This is a genomic window from Xanthomonas sp. NCPPB 1826, assembly GCF_056725285.1.
Window position 1 is genome coordinate 2,290,694 of record NZ_CM161521.1, and the last position, 17,864, is coordinate 2,308,557.

General features: G+C 63.8%; 11 protein-coding genes. 7 read left to right on the forward strand and 4 right to left on the reverse strand.

Going from position 1 to position 17,864, the window contains the following annotated elements:
* The first annotated feature begins 130 nt into the window (after positions 1-130).
* Together rpfG and AC1PLA_RS09950 are read left to right on the forward strand one after the other, a co-directional pair.
* Positions 131-1,267, forward strand: coding sequence for a cyclic di-GMP phosphodiesterase response regulator RpfG (gene rpfG / locus AC1PLA_RS09945; RefSeq protein WP_024937712.1), 1,137 nt, complete (start codon positions 131-133; stop codon positions 1,265-1,267).
* Between the two features lie 37 nt (positions 1,268-1,304).
* Positions 1,305-3,452, forward strand: a complete 2,148-nt coding sequence (locus tag AC1PLA_RS09950; RefSeq protein WP_230620396.1) for an ATP-binding protein — start codon at positions 1,305-1,307, stop codon at positions 3,450-3,452.
* 54 nt (positions 3,453-3,506) lie between these two features.
* On the opposite strand, the gene AC1PLA_RS09955 is transcribed toward AC1PLA_RS09950, so the two are convergent.
* Positions 3,507-4,376 (reverse strand): crotonase/enoyl-CoA hydratase family protein, encoded by an 870-nt coding sequence (locus AC1PLA_RS09955; protein ID WP_039527492.1) that lies wholly within the window; start codon positions 4,374-4,376, stop codon positions 3,507-3,509.
* Between the two features lie 477 nt (positions 4,377-4,853).
* Positions 4,854-6,536, reverse strand: a complete 1,683-nt coding sequence (rpfB, locus tag AC1PLA_RS09960) for a fatty acyl-CoA ligase RpfB (protein WP_104574243.1) — start codon at positions 6,534-6,536, stop codon at positions 4,854-4,856.
* 97 nt (positions 6,537-6,633) lie between these two features.
* Between rpfB and AC1PLA_RS09965 the strand changes: the two genes are divergently transcribed.
* Positions 6,634-7,083, forward strand: a complete 450-nt coding sequence (locus AC1PLA_RS09965; RefSeq protein WP_104574244.1) for a Cif family virulence factor — start codon at positions 6,634-6,636, stop codon at positions 7,081-7,083.
* Positions 7,084-7,293: 210 nt separating this feature from the next.
* Here the strand turns inward: AC1PLA_RS09965 and acnA are convergent, their stop codons facing one another.
* On the reverse strand, positions 7,294-10,062 hold the full coding sequence (gene acnA, locus AC1PLA_RS09970) for an aconitate hydratase AcnA (protein ID WP_481106084.1): 2,769 nt from the start codon (positions 10,060-10,062) through the stop codon (positions 7,294-7,296).
* Positions 10,063-10,213: 151 nt separating this feature from the next.
* Here acnA and AC1PLA_RS09975 point away from each other — a divergent pair, with 151 nt between their 5' ends.
* From AC1PLA_RS09975 to AC1PLA_RS09990, 4 genes are all read left to right on the forward strand, one after another.
* Entirely contained in the window at positions 10,214-10,462 is a 249-nt protein-coding gene (locus AC1PLA_RS09975; RefSeq protein ID WP_016903180.1) for an AbrB/MazE/SpoVT family DNA-binding domain-containing protein, read from the forward strand.
* The gene (locus AC1PLA_RS09980; protein WP_039515076.1) at positions 10,459-10,869 is read left to right on the forward strand and encodes a type II toxin-antitoxin system VapC family toxin; all 411 of its coding nucleotides are present in this window, start codon (positions 10,459-10,461) and stop codon (positions 10,867-10,869) included. The genes AC1PLA_RS09975 and AC1PLA_RS09980 overlap by 4 nt, the downstream gene beginning before the upstream one ends.
* 48 nt (positions 10,870-10,917) lie before the next feature.
* Positions 10,918-13,509, forward strand: coding sequence for a bifunctional aconitate hydratase 2/2-methylisocitrate dehydratase (acnB, locus tag AC1PLA_RS09985; RefSeq protein ID WP_024937705.1), 2,592 nt, complete (start codon positions 10,918-10,920; stop codon positions 13,507-13,509).
* Between the two features lie 196 nt (positions 13,510-13,705).
* Positions 13,706-14,587 (forward strand): alpha/beta fold hydrolase, encoded by an 882-nt coding sequence (locus AC1PLA_RS09990; RefSeq protein WP_481106085.1) that lies wholly within the window; start codon positions 13,706-13,708, stop codon positions 14,585-14,587.
* A gap of 945 nt (positions 14,588-15,532) precedes the next feature.
* Here AC1PLA_RS09990 and AC1PLA_RS09995 read toward each other — a convergent pair.
* The gene (locus AC1PLA_RS09995) at positions 15,533-17,860 is read right to left on the reverse strand and encodes a sensor domain-containing protein (protein WP_481106086.1); all 2,328 of its coding nucleotides are present in this window, start codon (positions 17,858-17,860) and stop codon (positions 15,533-15,535) included.
* Between the last annotated feature and the right edge of the window lie 4 nt (positions 17,861-17,864).

Below are 17,864 nucleotides of genomic sequence, written 5' to 3' on the forward strand. Positions count from 1 at the left end.
GTCGTCGGCGTGCCGACGGCACAGATACTGCATATGCTAGAGCGGAGCCCCGAATGGCGTATCGTCGGGGGAGTCGGCACAGCGGCCGGCGTCATCGCTTTTCCGTTCTCGGGATAGAGGAGCAACGGCTATGCAGGATGTTTTGGGTAATCTTGCCGGCGTATCGTCGGCGGATCCATCGGGAAGCTGGTCGGAAAAGGCGGATCTGGGATTGAACATCGTCATTGTCGATGACCAGATGTCTGCGCGGACGATGCTGCGCCACGTCATCGAGGACATCGCACCGGAGTTGAAAGTCCACGATTTCGGTGACCCGCTCGACGCGCTGGCGTGGTGCGAGGCCGGACGGGTGGATCTGTTGCTGCTCGACTACCGCATGCCCGGCATGGATGGCCTGGAGTTCGCCCGGCGTCTGCGCCGGCTGCCCAGCCATCGCGATATTCCGATCATCCTGATCACCATCGTCGGCGACGAGCCGATCCGCCAGGCGGCGCTGGAAGCGGGCGTGATCGATTTCCTGGTCAAGCCGATCCGCCCGCGCGAACTGCGTGCGCGCTGCGCCAATTTGCTGCAGCTGCGTCAGCAGAGCGAAAGCGTCAAGCAACGCGCACTGTCGCTGGAGCAGCGTCTGCTGGCCAGCATGAACGAGGTCGAGGAGCGCGAACGCGAGACGCTGTCACGGCTGGCGCGCGCCATCGAGTACCGCGACTCGGGCACCAGCGCCTTCCTGGAGCGCATGTCGCACGTGGCCGGCCTGATCGCCGAGCAGCTCGGCCTGTCGGAAGAAGAAGTGCGCATCATCGAGATGGCCGCGCCGCTGCACGACATGGGCAAGATCGCCATTCCCGACGCGGTGCTGCTCAAGCCGGGCAAGCTCACCGACGACGAGATGAGCATCATGAAGCGGCATCCGCGGATCGGCTACGAGCTGCTCAGCGGCAGCCAGAACCGCTTCATCCAGGTCGGCGCCCTGATCGCGCTGCGTCACCACGAGCGCTACGACGGCACCGGCTACCCGGATGGACTGGTGGGCGAGGCGATTCCGCTGGAAGCGCGCATCGTGGCGGTGGCCGACGTCTTCGACGCGCTGCTGTCGCCGCGCCCGTACAAGGAGGCCTGGACCATGGACGCCGCGCTGGCCTATCTCTACGCACAGCGCGGTCGCCTGTTCGACCCACGCTGTGTGGATGCGCTGCTGCGCGGCCGCGCGCAGCTGGACCAGATCTGCGGCGAATTCTCGACCGCATCGGCACGACCCGGGGTGTAAGGCTATGAATCCGTTCGGAAGGATCCGGCAGCGGTTGATGAATCGACCTGACAGCGAACATGGCCAGGCGATCGTCCGCATCGTTCTGATCAGCCTGATCCTGTCGTATGTACTCGTGCCGAGCGTCCGGCACAGTTTGCCGCTGCACCAGCACACCGGTGTCTTGGTCATCGTGCTGACAGGCCTGGGGCTTGGCCTGGCGTTGTTTGGATGGCTGCTGTGGCGACCCGACCGCTCGGATGCGCGTCGCATCCTGGGCATGCTGGCCGACTACGGGCTGATGGCTGCCGGCATGATCCAGATGGGCGAGCCGCTGGCCTGGGTCTATGTCGTGGTGATGTGGGTCACCGTCGGTAACGGCCTGCGCTACGGCAACCGCTATCTGTATCTTGCGGTGGCAATGGCAGTGGTGAGTTTTTCCACGACGCTGTCGATGACCGAATACTGGCAACACAACCAGCGCCTTGGGGTCGGGCTTGCGGTTGGTCTGGCCGCCGTTCCGCTGTATTTCTCCAGTCTGCTGCGGCAGTTGACCCGTGCAACCGCCGAGGCGCGCCGCGCCAGCGAGGCCAAGAGCCGCTTTCTGGCCAACATGAGTCACGAGTTCCGGACACCGCTGAACGGTCTGTCCGGCATGACCGAGGTATTGGCAACGACGCGGCTGGACGATGAGCAGCGCGAATGCCTGAAAACCATTCAAGCCTCCACACGCAGTCTGCTGGCGCTGGTGGAGGAGGTGTTGGACATCTCGGCCATCGAAGCCGGCAAGCTGCGGATCAACGCGTCCGATTTTGCAGTGCATGACACCTTGCAGGCAATCGGTCTGATCCTGGAGCCGCAGGCCAAGGCCAAGGGCTTGCGTTATCAGGCAACTATCGCCGCAGATGTCCCTCCCCGTGTGCACGGGGATGCGGGACATCTGCAGCAGATCCTGCTCAATCTGGTCGGCAATGCGGTCAAGTTCACCGACCACGGCAGTGTCCAGTTGAAGGTGGCGGCCACCGAGGCCAGCGGTCGCGCTGGTGTGCTGCTCCGTTTTGAAGTGCTCGATACCGGGATCGGTGTGCCGGTCGATATGCGTCCGCGTTTGTTCGAGGCGTTCGAACAGGCGGACACGGGACTGGCGCGCCGCTTCGAAGGCAGCGGCCTCGGAACGACGATCGCCAGGGGGCTGGTGCAGTCGATGGGTGGCGCGATCGGGTTTGAGGAAAATCCCGAAGGCGGCAGCTTGTTCTGGTTTGAACTGCCGTTCGGCCTGGCGACCGCCAAGCCTGCAGCAACTCCGTCGCCTGTGCTGCACGAGACGGAGTCCACCACCATACCGGGCAACGTAATTGCGTTTGCCGATCCGTTCCTACGTCACCGTGCCCGCGTGCGTAGCATGCAGATCCTGGTGGCGGACGACCATCTGGCAAATCGCCTTGTGCTGCAGCGGCTGCTGCAAAAAGCAGGGCATCGCGTCACCTGTGTTGATGGCGGCGAAGCCGTCCTGGATGCGCTGGCCGAAGCCGACTACGACGCGGCCATCGTCGACCTGCATATGCCTGGTGTCAGCGGTCTGGACATGTTGAAGCAGCTGAGGGTCATGCAGGCCGGCGGTAAGCCGGGAACCCCGATCGTGGTATTGAGCGCTGATGTCACCCCCGAGTCGATTCGCAGCTGCGAACAGGCGGGCGCCTATGCATTCCTGGCCAAGCCGGTGGCGGCGATCAAGTTGCTGGATACTCTGGCCGAAATCGCGGTCAACCAGAAGCTGCGTCAGACCGATCTGAGCATTGGTACCCGTAGCGCGGCCCCAAGCGGCGCAGTCCTCGATCCTGCCGTGCTCGACGAGCTGGCGGAACTGGGGATGGGAAATGAGTTCGAACGCGAGTTCATTCAACAATGTCTCAGCGATGCTGCGGCATGTGTTGTCCAGCTCGGTAAGGCGGCGGCGGACGGAGATTGGGCACGTCTACGCGAGCATGCTCACGCGGTCAAAGGTGTTTCCAGCAATCTCGGGCTGGTGATGTTGGCCGAACAGGGCGGTGAGTTAATGCGCCTGCCGGAAGCGCAGCTGCGAGCAGAATGGAGTCAAAGACTGGAGCAGCTGAAGACTGGTTTGAAGCTTGGGCGCGAAGCGCTCGCCCAGCGTGCTCAAAATAAGTCCGACGGAGGCGTCAGCGGGAATGGCGACCGTGGGTAAGCGAAGCCCGGCAATAGGCCGGGCCTGATTCCCCCAGTATTGGATCCACCAAAATCAGGCGACACCCGCGCCTGCGCGGCGGTTCTGTGCTTTGACCAAACGGCCCATCGTGCGCAGTGATTTCTCATTGAGTGCCAGGGCCGTGTCTACCCAGACTTCGGTGATGCGCAGCAATTCCTCGTAAGGCACCGCCTGCGCGAGATTGCGTGCGGCGTTCATCGCCAGATAGGAGTGGGAGATGCGCTTTTGCTGGCGAATCAGCGTTTCTGTGGCAACCACGCCTTGGCCCTTCGGTACGAGTACGTCCACGATCCCCATCGCATGCATTTCTTCGCTGCTGTAAATGCGTCCATCGAGAATGATCTTCTCTGCCAGATGGGGCGAAACGCGACGGCACAGGAAGGAATATGCGCCCATGCCCGGAAACAGGCCGAACAGGACCTCGGGCAGTCCCATGCCGATGCCTTCCTCGGCCACGATGGTGTGGCAGGCCAGGGCCATCTCCAGTCCGCCTCCCAATGCATCGCCCTGCAGCAGCGCGATGCTGCGCACATCCCCACCGAAGCCGGTATGCAGGTGATGGACGCCTTCCACGCAGCGAATCGCATACCGCATGAGTTGCTCGCGATTCTGTTCGCGGATCAAGCGTGCGAACAGGTCCAGATCGCCACCGAGATTGAAGGCATCCGCGTCGGAGGCGAGTACGAAATGGCGCAGTTCCCCACTGCGTCGCTCATGCGGAGCGCGGGTGATGGAGCCCATGACATCCCAGATGTCGTCCAGTAACTCAGGACTGCAGCAGGGACGTATGCCAAAAGGCGCATCGGCATGCATGAACAACCAGTGGGTGCCGTCAGCAGCCGAAGAATCGACCCGAATGGTGGAGTGGGGACGACCGAGGGAAATCTTTTCAATCGTGTTCATGGGCGTGATCCTGGAAAAGCCCGCAGTGGGAGAGTGAACGCCGGCGGGCGCGCGCGATCCACTCCGAATCGATGCTACACCGGCACTATCTCCATGAACGCAGAGGGCTTCCTTTCTATCCGGTGAGCCCTATGACCTGAATCTTTCAGTGAATTTCCGCAAGCAAAAGTAGTTTATTGTGAATTGCACATTCTTGAAATTATGTGTCCCGTGATTCTGCGTTCCGGGGCCGCCGAAGTACTCCCTGGGTGGCCGTCATGAACTCTGAAAAAGCATGATGGTATTTCCACGCATCAGAACGGCGCAGATAACCAAGTGCAAATCGGCCCTTATTCCGGCGCGCGCGTCGTCGCACGCTGGCCGTCCGAAACGAACGTTCCGTCCGAAGCCTTCAAAAACAAACGCCCGCAAGCCTGGCGGCAGTGCGGGCGTTGGATAACAGCCGGGTGGCTGTCGATCTGCGCTGGCGTAGGTGGATTATCCCTTGGGCGCATCCCGCAATTCGCGGCGCAGGATCTTGCCGACATTGGTTTTCGGCAATTCCTTGCGGAATTCGATCACTCGCGGCTGCTTGTAGCCGGTCAGGTTGGCGCGGCAGTGCGCCTTGACGGCGTCAGCGGTTAGGGCAGGGTCCTTCTTCACGATGACGGCCTTGACGATCTCGCCGGACTTCTCGTCCGGTACGCCGACGGCGGCCACTTCCAGCACGCCGGGCATCTCGGCAATCACGTCCTCGATCTCGTTCGGATACACGTTGAAGCCGGACACCAGGATCATGTCCTTCTTGCGGTCGACGATGTAGACAAAGCCCTGTTCGTCCATCCGCGCGATATCGCCGGTATGCAGCCAGCCGTCGGCATCCATGACCTTGGCGGTTTCTTCGGGCTTCTTCCAGTAGCCCTTCATCACCTGCGGACCCTTGATGCACAGCTCGCCGATCTCGCCCAATGGCAGCGCCGCGCCGGCGTCGTCCTTGATGCAGGCATCGGTGGACGGAATCGGCAGGCCGATCGAGCCGTTGTAGTCCTTCAGGTCCATCGGGTTGATGCAGGCGGCCGGCGAGGTTTCGGTCAGGCCGTAGGCCTCGACCAGGGTCAGGCCGGTGACCTTTTTCCAGCGTTCGGCGACCGAACGTTGCACCGCCATGCCACCGCCCAGGGTCATCTTGAGCGACGAGAAATTCACCTGATCGAAGCCGGGGGTATTGAGCAGGCCGTTGAACAGCGTGTTGACCCCGGTGAAGGCGGTGAAGCGGGTCTTCTTCAGTTCCTTGACGAAGCCGGGCATGTCGCGCGGATTGCTGATCAGGTGATTGCAGCCGCCGATCTTCATGAAGACCAGGCCGTTGGCCGTCAATGCAAAGATGTGGTACAGCGGCAGCGCGGTGATCACCACCTCGGCGCCTTCTTCCAGCTTGCCGGTGCCGGCAAGCCACTGATGGGCCTGCTGCATGTTGGCCACCAGATTGCGGTGGGTGAGCATCGCGCCCTTGGCCACGCCGGTGGTGCCGCCGGTGTACTGCAGGAAGGCGATGTCGTCGGGCTCGATCTGCAAGGTCGGCATGCTGTGCTTGCGGCCCAGCGCCAGTGCGTCGCGGAAACGGATCGCGCCATTGAGGCGGTAATCGGGCACCAGCTTCTTGACGTACTTGACGACGAAGTTGACCAGCGCCGCTTTCGGGAAACCGAGCATGTCGCCCAGCCCGGTGGTGATCACCTGCTTGACCGGGGTGTCGGCGATGACCTGCTGCACGGTGGTGCCGAAGTTGTCGATCACCACCAGCACGCTGGCGCCGGAGTCGATCAGCTGATGCTTCAGCTCGCGCGGGGTGTAGAGCGGATTGACGTTGACCACGGTCAGGCCGGCACGCAGGATGCCGAAGGTGGCGACCGGATACTGCAGACAGTTGGGCATCATCAGGGCAACGCGGTCGCCTTTCTTCAACTGCAGTTCGCCAAGCAGATAGGCGGCGAACTGCTCGACCAGCTGATCAGCTTCGCGATAGGTGATGGTCTTGCCGAAGCTGTGATACGCGGGGCGGTCGGCAAACCGCTTGACCGAGGTGGCGAACACCTCGGCCACGGTACGGAACTGCTCCAGATCGATCTCGGCGGCGACGCCGGCCGGATAACTTTGCAACCAAGGACGTGCCTGATTCATCTGCCCCCCTCCAGGGTATTCGGTACGTGCCGCGGTGTGTTCCACGGCACTACAACAGCGGGCAGCATACCGTCATGGATGGAAAAGGCGAAGCGTGATGCAGAGCAGCATTCAAGCGCGGTGGCGGGTCGGGTTGGTCGCGATTTTGGTCGTGGCCCTGAGCGGTTGCACGCGTGCCGCACCGGAGCAACGGCTGCGCGCAACACTCGAAGCGATGCATCAGGCGATCGAGGCGCGCGAGATTGGTGAGGCGATGGCGCCGGTGGCCGAGGACTTTGTCGGCGAACAAGGGCTGGACGCAGCCGGCCTGCGACGGTTGATGCAACTGCAGATGCTGGGCAACCGCCGCATCGGCGTGACCCTGGGGCCGGTGGATGTGCAAGTGCGCGATGACACCGCGCGCGTGCGCTTCACCGCGCTGCTGACCGGTGGCAGCGGACGCTGGCTGCCCGAGCAGGCACAGACCTATCAGGTGACCACCGGCTGGCGCCTGCAGGACGGCGACTGGCAGCTGACTCACGCGCAATGGGAGCCCGCGGGGCGGTGAGGACGGCGATTCCGGGGCGCGCATCATCAGGCGAGCGCGGCCGGTGTCTGGTGGCAAGGTATCTCCCCGTCGCGCTGCGTCGCGTGCAGCGTCTTGCTGCGTCCGACGATGCTTCGCTCGTCCAGCGTCGGCAAGTTCTGGCCACCCAAAACGACACTCCCGCCTGGCGGCGGGAGTGTCGTCGAGCTGATGGCGCAGCGTACCTTGCGATCAGGCCGCCTTGCGTGCGGCCAGTTGGCGCAGCACGTACTGCAGCAGGCCGCCGTGCTTGAAGTACTCCACTTCCTTGGGCGTCAGCAGCAGCACCTTGACCTGGAACTGCTTGACGCTGCCGTCGGACTTTCTGGCATCCACGGTGGCACGGCGGCTGGCGCCGTCCTGCAGGCCGGTGATGTCCAGCACTTCCGAACCATCCAGGCCCAGCGTCTGCGCGTTTTCGTTCTCCAGGAACTGCAGCGGCAGCACGCCCATGCCGACCAGATTGGAGCGATGGATACGCTCGAAGCTCTCGGCGATCACCGCCTTGACGCCGAGCAGGTTGGTGCCCTTGGCCGCCCAGTCGCGCGAGGAGCCGGTGCCGTATTCCTTGCCGGCCAGCACCACCAGCGGCACGCCGTCGGCCTTGTACTTCACTGCCGCATCGTAGATCGCCAGTTTTTCCGGCGCCGCGCCGTCCTTTCCGTAGTACAGCGTGTTGCCGCCTTCTTCGCCACCGAACATCAGGTTCTTGATGCGGATATTGGCGAAGGTGCCGCGCACCATCACGTCGTCATTGCCGCGGCGGCTGCCGTAGCTGTTGAAGTCGGCCGGTTGCACGCCGCGCTCCTGCAGGAAGCGGCCCGCCGGTGAATCCTTCTTGATGTTGCCGGCCGGCGAGATGTGGTCGGTAGTGATCGAGTCGCCGAACAGGCCCATGATGCGCGCACCGTGCACGTCCTCGACGTGGCCGACCTGCATGGTCATGCCGTCGAAGTAGGGCGGGTTCTTGATGTAGGTCGAGGCTGCGTCCCATTCGTACAGCGCACCATCCGGGGAGGCGATGGTGTTCCAGCGGCTGTCGCCCTTGAACACGTCGGCGTAGTTCTGCTTGAACATTTCCGGGCCGACGGTGGCGGCGATGGTGTCGCCGATTTCCTTGTTGCTCGGCCAGATATCGCGCAGATACACCGGCTGCCCGTCGCTACCGGTGCCCAGCGGATCGGTGGTGAGGTTGATGTCGGTGGTACCGGCGATCGCATACGCCACCACCAGCGGCGGCGAGGCGAGGTAGTTCATCTTCACTTCGGGATGCACGCGGCCTTCGAAGTTGCGGTTGCCCGACAACACCGAAGACACCACCAGGTCGTCCTTGGCGATTGCCGCAGACACATCGTCCGGCAGCGGGCCGGAGTTGCCGATGCAGGTGGTGCAGCCATAGCCGACCACGTAGAAACCGAGCGTTTCCAGATCGGCGAGCACGCCGGCCTTGCTCAGGTAATCGGTGACCACGCGCGAGCCCGGCCCGAGCGAGGTCTTCACCCACGGCTGCGCCTTCAGCCCCCTGGCCGCCGCGTTACGCGCGAGCAGGCCGGCACCCAGCATCACTGCCGGGTTGGAGGTGTTGGTACACGAGGTGATCGCGGCGATCACCACCGAGCCGTCGCGCAGCTGCCAGCCGGCACCGCTGTTGGTGGAACTCTCGGCCTGCGCTGCCTTGGCGCCGACCGCGGTGCCGCCGCCGCCTTCGTTCTTCAGCCGGTCTTCCTGCTTGATGTCGGTCAGGCGCTTGCTGCGCGCGTCCACGAACGGCTTGAGGCTCTCGCGGAAGTTGGACTGCATGTCTTCCAGCAGCACGCGGTCCTGCGGGCGCTTGGGGCCGGCCAGCGACGGCTTGACCTCGCCCATGTCCAGCTCCAGCGTGGCGCTGTACTGCGCCGGCGGGGTGTTGGCGTCGTGCCACAGGCCCTGCGCCTTGGCATAGGCCTCGACCAGCGCGATCTGCTCCTCGCTGCGACCGGACAGGCGCAGATAGGTCAGCGATTCGTCGTCGACCGGGAAGATGCCGCAGGTGGCGCCGTATTCCGGTGCCATGTTGCCGATGGTGGCGCGGTCGGCCAGCGGCAGATGCTGCAGGCCTTCGCCGTAGAACTCGACGAACTTGCCGACCACACCGGCCTTGCGCAGCATCTGGGTGACGGTGAGCACCAGATCGGTGGCGGTGGCGCCTTCGGGCAGCTTGCCGCTGAGCTTGAAGCCGACCACCTGCGGAATCAGCATGGACGAGGGCTGCCCCAGCATTGCGGCCTCGGCCTCGATCCCGCCCACGCCCCAGCCCAACACGCCGATGCCGTTGATCATGGTGGTATGGCTGTCGGTGCCGAACACGGTGTCCGGGTACGCGATCTGTGTCCCTTCCTTGTCCGCGCTCATCACCACGCGCGCCAGATTTTCCAGGTTCACCTGGTGGACGATGCCGGTGTTGGGCGGCACCACCTTGAAGTTTTCGAACGCCTTCTGGCCCCAGCGCAGGAAGCCGTAGCGTTCCTGGTTGCGCTGGAATTCGATCTTGCCGTTGAGGTCGAGCGCATCGGCCGAGCCGAACACGTCCACCTGCACCGAGTGGTCGATAACCAGCTCGGAGGGGATCTGCGGGTTGATCTGGTCGGCGTTGCCGCCGAGCGTGACCACGGCATCGCGCATCGCGGCCAGGTCGACCACGCATGGCACGCCCGTGAAGTCCTGCAGCACCACGCGGGCGGGCATGAAGGCGATTTCGATATCGGGCTCGGCCTTGGGGTCCCACTTGGCGACCGCTTCGATATGGTCCTTGCCGACGGTGACACCGCCGTCCTCGTGCCGGAGCAGGTTCTCCAGCAGGATCTTCATCGAATAGGGCAGGTGGCCGATATCGAAGCGCTCGCCCAGCTTCGGCAGGCTGTAGTACTCGTAGCGCTTGCCGTGGACCTCAAGCGAGGTGCGGGTGGAAAAGGAATCGCTCATGCATCACTCCTATGGCTGCAGGCTGTAGGTCTGTTTGGAACAGTGTGACCAATTCAGTGTGTACGTTCGGTTGCAGGACAGGGTATGTGGCCTTGAGTACGACAAGTCAAGTATGTAAAATCGGCGCATACTTTCTGCCGGGGCCACCTCCATGGAAGCCACAGTTGCCGAACGCGGGCAGATCACGCTGCCCAAGGCCGTGCGCGATGCCCTGGGCCTGACCAAGGGCACCACGCTCAAGATCGAGCTCGACGGCGGGCGCATCATCCTGCGCAAGGACGTCAGCGAGGCGCTGCGCAAGGTGCGCGGCAAGTTCAAGCTGGTCGACGGGCTGACCAGCACCGACGAGGCGATGCGCGCCATCCGCGGCCGCGCCCCCGGGGATCCGTTCGACCCATGATTGCCCTGGATTCCTCGGTGCTGCTCGACATCCTGGTCGGCGATGCGGTCTACGGCGAAGTGTCGGAGATCTGCATCGGCGATGCGTTGGCGCGCGACGAAGTGGTGGTCTGCGATGCGGTGGTGGCCGAGGTGCTGGCCATGCTCGATACCCAGGTCGACCTGATGGAAACCCTGGCCTCGATCGGGGTGCGTTACGAAGCCACCCAGGAAGCGGCGGCGGTGCGCGCCGGCCATATGAACAAGCGCTTCCGCGCGCGCGGCGGCAAGCGCGAGCGGGTGGTGGCCGATTTCCTGATCGGTGCCCACGCGATGCTCCAGTGCGACGGGTTGATCACCCGCGACGAGGGCTTTTTCCGCGACTACTTCAAGGGTTTGAAGATCGTTGTTCCCAAACCCGCAAGCTGATCCACGTTTCGCGTCTACACATTCACTGTTGTCTTTCGGAGAATCCGCATGTTGGAAGCCTACCGCCACCACGTTGCAGAGCGCGCCGCGCTCGGTATCCCGCCGCTGCCGCTGACCGCGCAGCAGACCGCCGAGGTCATCGAGCTGCTGAAGGCTCCGCCGGCGGGCGAAGAAGAATTCCTGGTCGAGCTGCTCAGCCAGCGCGTGCCGGCCGGCGTCGACGATGCCGCCAAGGTCAAGGCTTCGTACCTGGCTGCGGTGGCCTTCGGCACCGAGAAAACCGCGCTGATCAGCCCCACGCGTGCGACCGAACTGCTCGGCACCATGCTGGGTGGCTACAACATCCAGCCGCTGATCGACCTGCTCGATAACGCCGAGCTGGGCGCCACCGCCGCCGAAGCGCTCAAGCACACCTTGCTGGTGTTCGACGCCTTCCACGACGTGCAGGAAAAGGCCGAAGCCGGTAATGCGCATGCCAAGGCCGTGCTGCAGAGCTGGGCCGATGCCGAGTGGTTCACCAGCAAGCCGGAAGTGCCGCAGAGCATGACCGTCACCGTGTTCAAGGTGCCGGGCGAGACCAACACCGACGACCTGTCGCCGGCCCCGGATGCCACCACGCGCCCGGACATCCCGCTGCACGCGCTGGCGATGCTGAAGAACAAGCGCGACGGCGCGGCCTTCGAGCCGGAAGAAGACGGTAAGCGCGGCCCGATTCAGGCCATCGCCGATCTCAAGGACAAGGGCCATCTGGTCGCCTACGTGGGCGATGTGGTCGGTACCGGTTCCTCGCGCAAGTCGGCGACCAACTCGGTGCTGTGGTGGACCGGCGAGGACATTCCGTTCATTCCGAACAAGCGCTTCGGCGGCGTGTGCCTTGGTTCGAAGATCGCCCCGATCTTCTACAACACGATGGAAGACGCCGGCGCGTTGCCGATCGAGCTGGACGTGTCGCAGATGGAGCACGGCGATGTGGTCGAGCTGCGTCCGTATGACGGCAAGGCGCTGAAGAACGGGCAGGTGATCGCCGAGTTCGCGATGAAGTCGGATGTGCTGTTCGACGAAGTGCGCGCCGGTGGCCGCATTCCGCTGATTGTCGGCCGCGGCCTGACCGCCAAGGCGCGCGAGTTCCTGGGCCTGCCGGCCTCTGACCTGTTCCGCCTGCCGATGGACCCGCCGGATACCGGCAAGGGCTTCTCGCTGGCGCAGAAGATGGTCGGCCGCGCCTGCGGCTTGCCGGAAGGCCAGGGCATGCGCCCGGGCACCTATTGCGAACCGAAGATGACCTCGGTGGGCTCGCAGGACACCACTGGCCCGATGACTCGCGACGAGTTGAAGGACCTGGCCTGCCTGGGCTTCTCGGCCGACCTGGTGATGCAGTCGTTCTGCCACACCGCGGCCTACCCGAAGCCGGTCGACGTCAAGACCCACCACACCTTGCCGGAGTTCATCTCCACCCGTGGCGGCGTGTCGCTGCGTCCGGGCGATGGCGTGATCCACAGCTGGCTCAATCGCATGCTGCTGCCCGACACCGTCGGTACCGGTGGCGACTCGCACACGCGTTTCCCGATCGGCATTTCGTTCCCGGCCGGCTCCGGCCTGGTGGCCTTCGCCGCCGCCACCGGCGTGATGCCGCTGGACATGCCCGAGAGCGTGCTGGTGCGCTTCAAGGGTGAGATGCAGCCGGGCGTGACCCTGCGTGACCTGGTCAACGCGATCCCGCTGTATGCGATCAAGGACGGTCTGCTGACCGTGGCCAAGCAGGGCAAGAAGAACATCTTCTCCGGCCGCATCCTGGAAATCGAAGGCCTGCCGAACCTGAAGGTGGAACAGGCGTTCGAGTTGTCCGATGCCTCGGCCGAGCGTTCGGCGGCCGGTTGCACCGTGCACCTGGACAAGGCGCCGATCATCGAATACCTGACCAGCAACATCACCCTGCTGCGCTGGATGATTGCCGAAGGCTATGCCGATGCGCGCACGCTGGGCCGCCGCATCAAGAAGATGGAAGAGTGGCTGGCCGATCCGCAGCTGCTGCAGCCCGATGCCGACGCCGAGTACGCCGCCGTCATCGAGATCGACCTGGCCGACATCCACGAGCCGATCGTGGCGTGCCCGAACGACCCGGACGACGTCAAGACGCTGTCCGACGTGGCCGGTGCGGCGATCGACGAGGTGTTCATCGGTTCGTGCATGACCAACATCGGTCACTTCCGTGCCGCTGCCAAGTTGCTGGAAGGCAAGCGCGATATCCCGACCCGTCTGTGGGTTGCACCGCCGACCAAGATGGACGCCTCCGAGCTGACCAAGGAAGGCCATTACGGCACCTTCGGCGCGGCTGGTGCACGCATGGAAATGCCGGGCTGCTCGCTGTGCATGGGCAACCAGGCGCAGGCACGCGAGGGCGCCACGGTGTTCTCCACCTCCACGCGTAACTTCCCGAATCGTCTGGGCCGCAACACCAACGTGTACCTGGGTTCGGCGGAACTGGCGGCGATCTGCTCGCGTCTGGGCCGCATCCCGACCAAGGACGAGTACATGGCCGATGTGGGCGTGATCAAGACCAGTGGCGATCAGATCTACCGCTACATGAACTTCGATCAGATCCAGGAATATCAGGACGTGGCCGACACCGTCGCTGCCTGATCCAGCTGGCTGATCACCTGTTCGAAGACGCCCGGCAATGCCGGGCGTTTTTCGTTATTCGGGCGATGACTTCGTTTTAGCTGCGTGATGTCGGGAGTTAAGGCAATCGCAGTTAACTCGGCTATCGCATTGCAACAAAAATCTGAAGTCCGGAGGTCTAGAGTGGCGCCGCTCCCATCGCTCTGATTGATCTCCAATGCCCACTTGCACGATCGCTGGTCAAACGCTGCACTACGCACAACACGGTCAAGGGTTTCCGGTGTTGCTTGGCCACAGTTATCTCTGGGACGCGGCCATGTGGGAGCCGCAGATCCAGGCGCTTTCGCAGCACTATCGGGTCATCGTTCCCGAGTTGTGGGGGCACGGGCAATCAGCAGCATTGCCAACAAGCACGCAGACGGTTGGCGATCTTGCCAAGCAGATGCTGCTGTTGCTGGATGTGCTGGAACTGCCGCAATGCGCGGTGGTCGGCCTGTCGGTCGGCGGCATGTGGGGCGCCGAGCTGGCGTTGCTGGCACCGCAGCGCGTGCGCAGCCTGGTGCTGATGGATACCTTCCTGGGTGCCGAGCCGCAAGCCACGCAAACGCGTTATTTCGCTCTGCTCGATGCGATCGAAGCGGCCGGGCAGGTGACGCCTGCGTTGATCGAGGCGATCGTGCCGATCTTTTTCCGCCCCGGCATCGATCTGAATTCCGCACTGCCGGCTGCGTTTGCGCAGCGCCTGGCCGCGCTGTCGGCCGAGCAGTTGCGCACCTCGATTGTGCCGCTGGGCCGGCTGATCTTCGGGCGCGCGGATCGCCTGGAGGCGATGTCCGCGCTGAATCCGGCCAGCACCTTCCTGCTTGGCGGCGCAGACGATATTCCGAGGCCGCCGGAAGAATTGTGGTTGATGGCCGAGGTGATCGGTTGCGACTACGAGCTGATCCCCGATGCAGGGCATATCGCCTCGCTGGAGAATCCGGCGTTCGTCACTGCGCAATTGCTGGGTTGGTTGAAGCGCACCGTGGCATCGGATTCGACGCGGATGGAAAGGCGCGCGCTTGAAGGCAGCGCTCAGGCACAGGCACCGCTCTCATGATGTGCTGCTGATCTGGCGATCAGAACGACATCGTGCGTTGCTTGCAAACATGAGCACCGGCCACTTCACTTGGCGCTGCTTGCAACCATGAGCACCGAACACCTCACTTGGTCCTTGCCCGCCCACCGTCGCGGGACCTTACGCGGCATGGATGCCGCGTAAGAGCCTACATGGACGTACTTGCGGCGTGTCCTGCGATGGTGGGCGGGCAAGGACCCTGCACCGAAGCGCCAGATCAGGTGCTTTGTGTTCGCTTCTTCCATGTCGTGCAGCCTGAGCTCAGGACAACCTGCTTTGAGCGCTGTCTGCCGTTTCAAACCAGCAAAGCCGGTTGGTCGAGGGCGCGATGCCCTCACCACTTCCGGGACACGCCGTGAATCCGTCCGTGGAGGCTCCTTGGCGGCATCCATGCCGCCAAGGGTCCCGGAACCGGCAAGGACATCACGCCTCCTAAGTTGGTCGTGCACTGATGCAACCGCAAAAGCGAGATGACTTGAGCGAGGCCATTAAACGCAACGGCTTTGTCGCCTGCATGCATGGGTGCATGGCTATTTAGCGATAGGAGCAAACCCAAGCAACTTGCGGCCCGCCTTCGACGGAAAGTTTTGGAATTCAGACCACGTCAGCCAGATCGCACAAGGTCCATGGAACCAGCGCTGCATCTAACCCGCCGGCCGCCGTTCCTGCTGTTGCCATGCACACCGATCCTCTCGACTGGTCTTTGCCCGCTCGCCGTCGCGGGACCTTACGCGGCATGGATGCCGCGTAAGAGCCTACAAGGACGTACTTGCGGCGTGTCCTGCGATGGTGTGCGGGCAAGGGCCCTGCACAGAAGCACCAGATCAGATGTTTTGCCTTCCGGCAATTTGCTTCGATCTGCTGATGTGGGCGTAGAAACGCTATGAGAACAGCCTGCCAAACCACGACGTCGTGTCGTGAGCCGCTCTAAGACTGCGCACCCAACCAGGCTTCCAGTGCCGCTGCCGGCAATGGCCGCGAAAATAGATAGCCCTGCAGCACTTCGCAGCCGAGGTCGGCGAGGAACAGGCGTTGGGCTTCGTTTTCCACGCCTTCGGCAACCACGTGCTTGCGCAGATGCTCGCCGATGCGCAGCACCGAGGTGGTGAGGGCGCGGGCGTCTTCGCTGTGTTCGATGTCGCGCACGAAGCTCATGTCCAGCTTGAGTTCGTCGATCGGCAGGCGATGCAGGTGGCTCAGGCTCGAGTAGCCGGTGCCGAAGTCGTCCAGCGACAACGAGATGCCGGCTTCGCGGATGGCGTGCAGGTTTTCCAGGACGCCGGGTTGCCCGGAGAGCATCACGCTCTCGGTCATTTCCAGCGTGAGGTCGGAGGGCTGCGCGCCCATGTCGGCGATCAGGCGCAACAGGTCGCTGAGCATGCGCGGGCTTTCGAAGCTGCTCGCCGACAGGTTCACCGACACGCGCGACACCGGCACGCCACGCTTGCGCCAATCGGCGATCTGCCGACAGGCGCTGCGCAGCACCCAGTCGTTGAGCTGCGGCATCATGCCTTGTTCTTCGGCCACCGGCAGAAACCGCGCCGGCGAAATGGCGCCCATTTGCGGATGATTCCAGCGCAATAGCGCTTCCACGCCGTATAGCGCGTGCGGTGCGGCGCTGTGCAACTGCGGTTGGTAGTGCAGTTGCAGTTGATCGCGGCCGATGGCCTGGCGCAGCTCCGCTTCCAGCGCAACGCGCTCCTGCGCCATGCGGTTCATGTCGGAACTGAAGAAGCGGAACCGCCCGCCGCCTTCCTGCTTGGCGCGATTCATGGCCAGATCGGCATGCCGCAGCAGGATGTTGATGTCGCGCCCGTCCTCGGGAAACATCGCCACGCCGATACTGGCCGAGGGATGCACGGTCATGTGCCCGACCGGCAGCGGCCTGGCAATGGTGCCCAGTACGCGTTCTGCGGCGGCACTGGCCTGCTCGGCGCTGCATTGCGGCAGCGCGAGTGCGAATTCGTCGCCGGCCAGGCGCGCCAGCATGGCTGTGGCGGTCAGCTGTTCGCCGATGCGCAAGGCGATGTCGCGCAACAGCCCGTCGCCGGCGGCATGGCCCTGGCTGTCGTTGATCAACTTGAAGCGGTCGATGTTGATGAACATCAACGTGGCCGGTTCGCCGGCGTATTCGGCCTGCGTCAGTGCTTGCTCGGCGCGTGCGCTGAACATGATGCGGTTGGGCAGGCCGGTCAGCGCATCGTAGAACGCGAGTTGATGCACGCGTTGGCGGATCTGTTCGCGTTCCAGCGCCAGCGTGCACAGCTGCTGGCACAGATCGGTGAGGCGTACGTGCCACGCATCGGCACGCTGCGCCCTGCGGTAATACAGCGCGAAGGTACCGAGCACGCGTGCGCTGTTGGAGCGGATCGGCGTGCTCCAGCACGCGCGCAAACCCATCGGCAGCAAGAGTTCGCGGAATTGCGCAAACAGCGGGTCGGTGGCGATGTCTTCCACCATCACCGGGCGGCCGCGCCAGGCGGCCGTGCCGCAGGCGCCTGCACCCGGCGCGATCTTCAAACCGTTGACCGCATCGGCGTATTCCGGCGGCAGGCTGGGTGCGGCCAGCGAATGCAGGCAGCCCTGATTGTCCGCGCTCATGACCGTGGCCAGCACGTCCGGTGCGATGCGCTCGACCTCGGTGCAGATCAGCGTCATCACCTCGATCAGCGGCCGCTCCTGCACCAGCGCCTCGAGCACGCGGTGCTGCAGCACCTCATGCATCTTGGTGTCGGTGATGTCGGTCAGCACCGCCACGTAATGCGATGGCAGATGCCTGGCGTCGTAGATCGGATTGAAGTTGAGCGAGATCCACAGCGGCGTGCCGTCCTTGCGGTACACCAGCAGGTCGGCCTGGGTCTGCTGCAACGCGTCGGCGCGGTCGCGGATGCGCGCCACTTCTTCCTGGCCGCTTTGCGCGCGGGTGAGCACGTCCGACGGACGCTTGCCCACCAGTTCGGCTTCGGTATAGCCGAACATGCGCTGGAAGCCCTCATTTGCGTAGAGCAGGCGCGATTGCAGATCGCAGATCAGGATCGCACTGCTGCTGCCGTCCAGCGCTTCGGCCAGCAGGCGTGAGCGCGTGGCGTCGGGATGTTCGTCAGGCCTGGTTATGCCAGCGGTGAGCGGGCCGGGCTTGATCGTCCCGGGGGCGGGCGCGTGATCTGCCGGCGCATCCGCCGTCGCCAGCGAGGCGGTTCCCGTAATGCCGGGAGCCGCCGCCTGTTCGGTCGGATGCGGGGGACGGGCCGTCATGCCG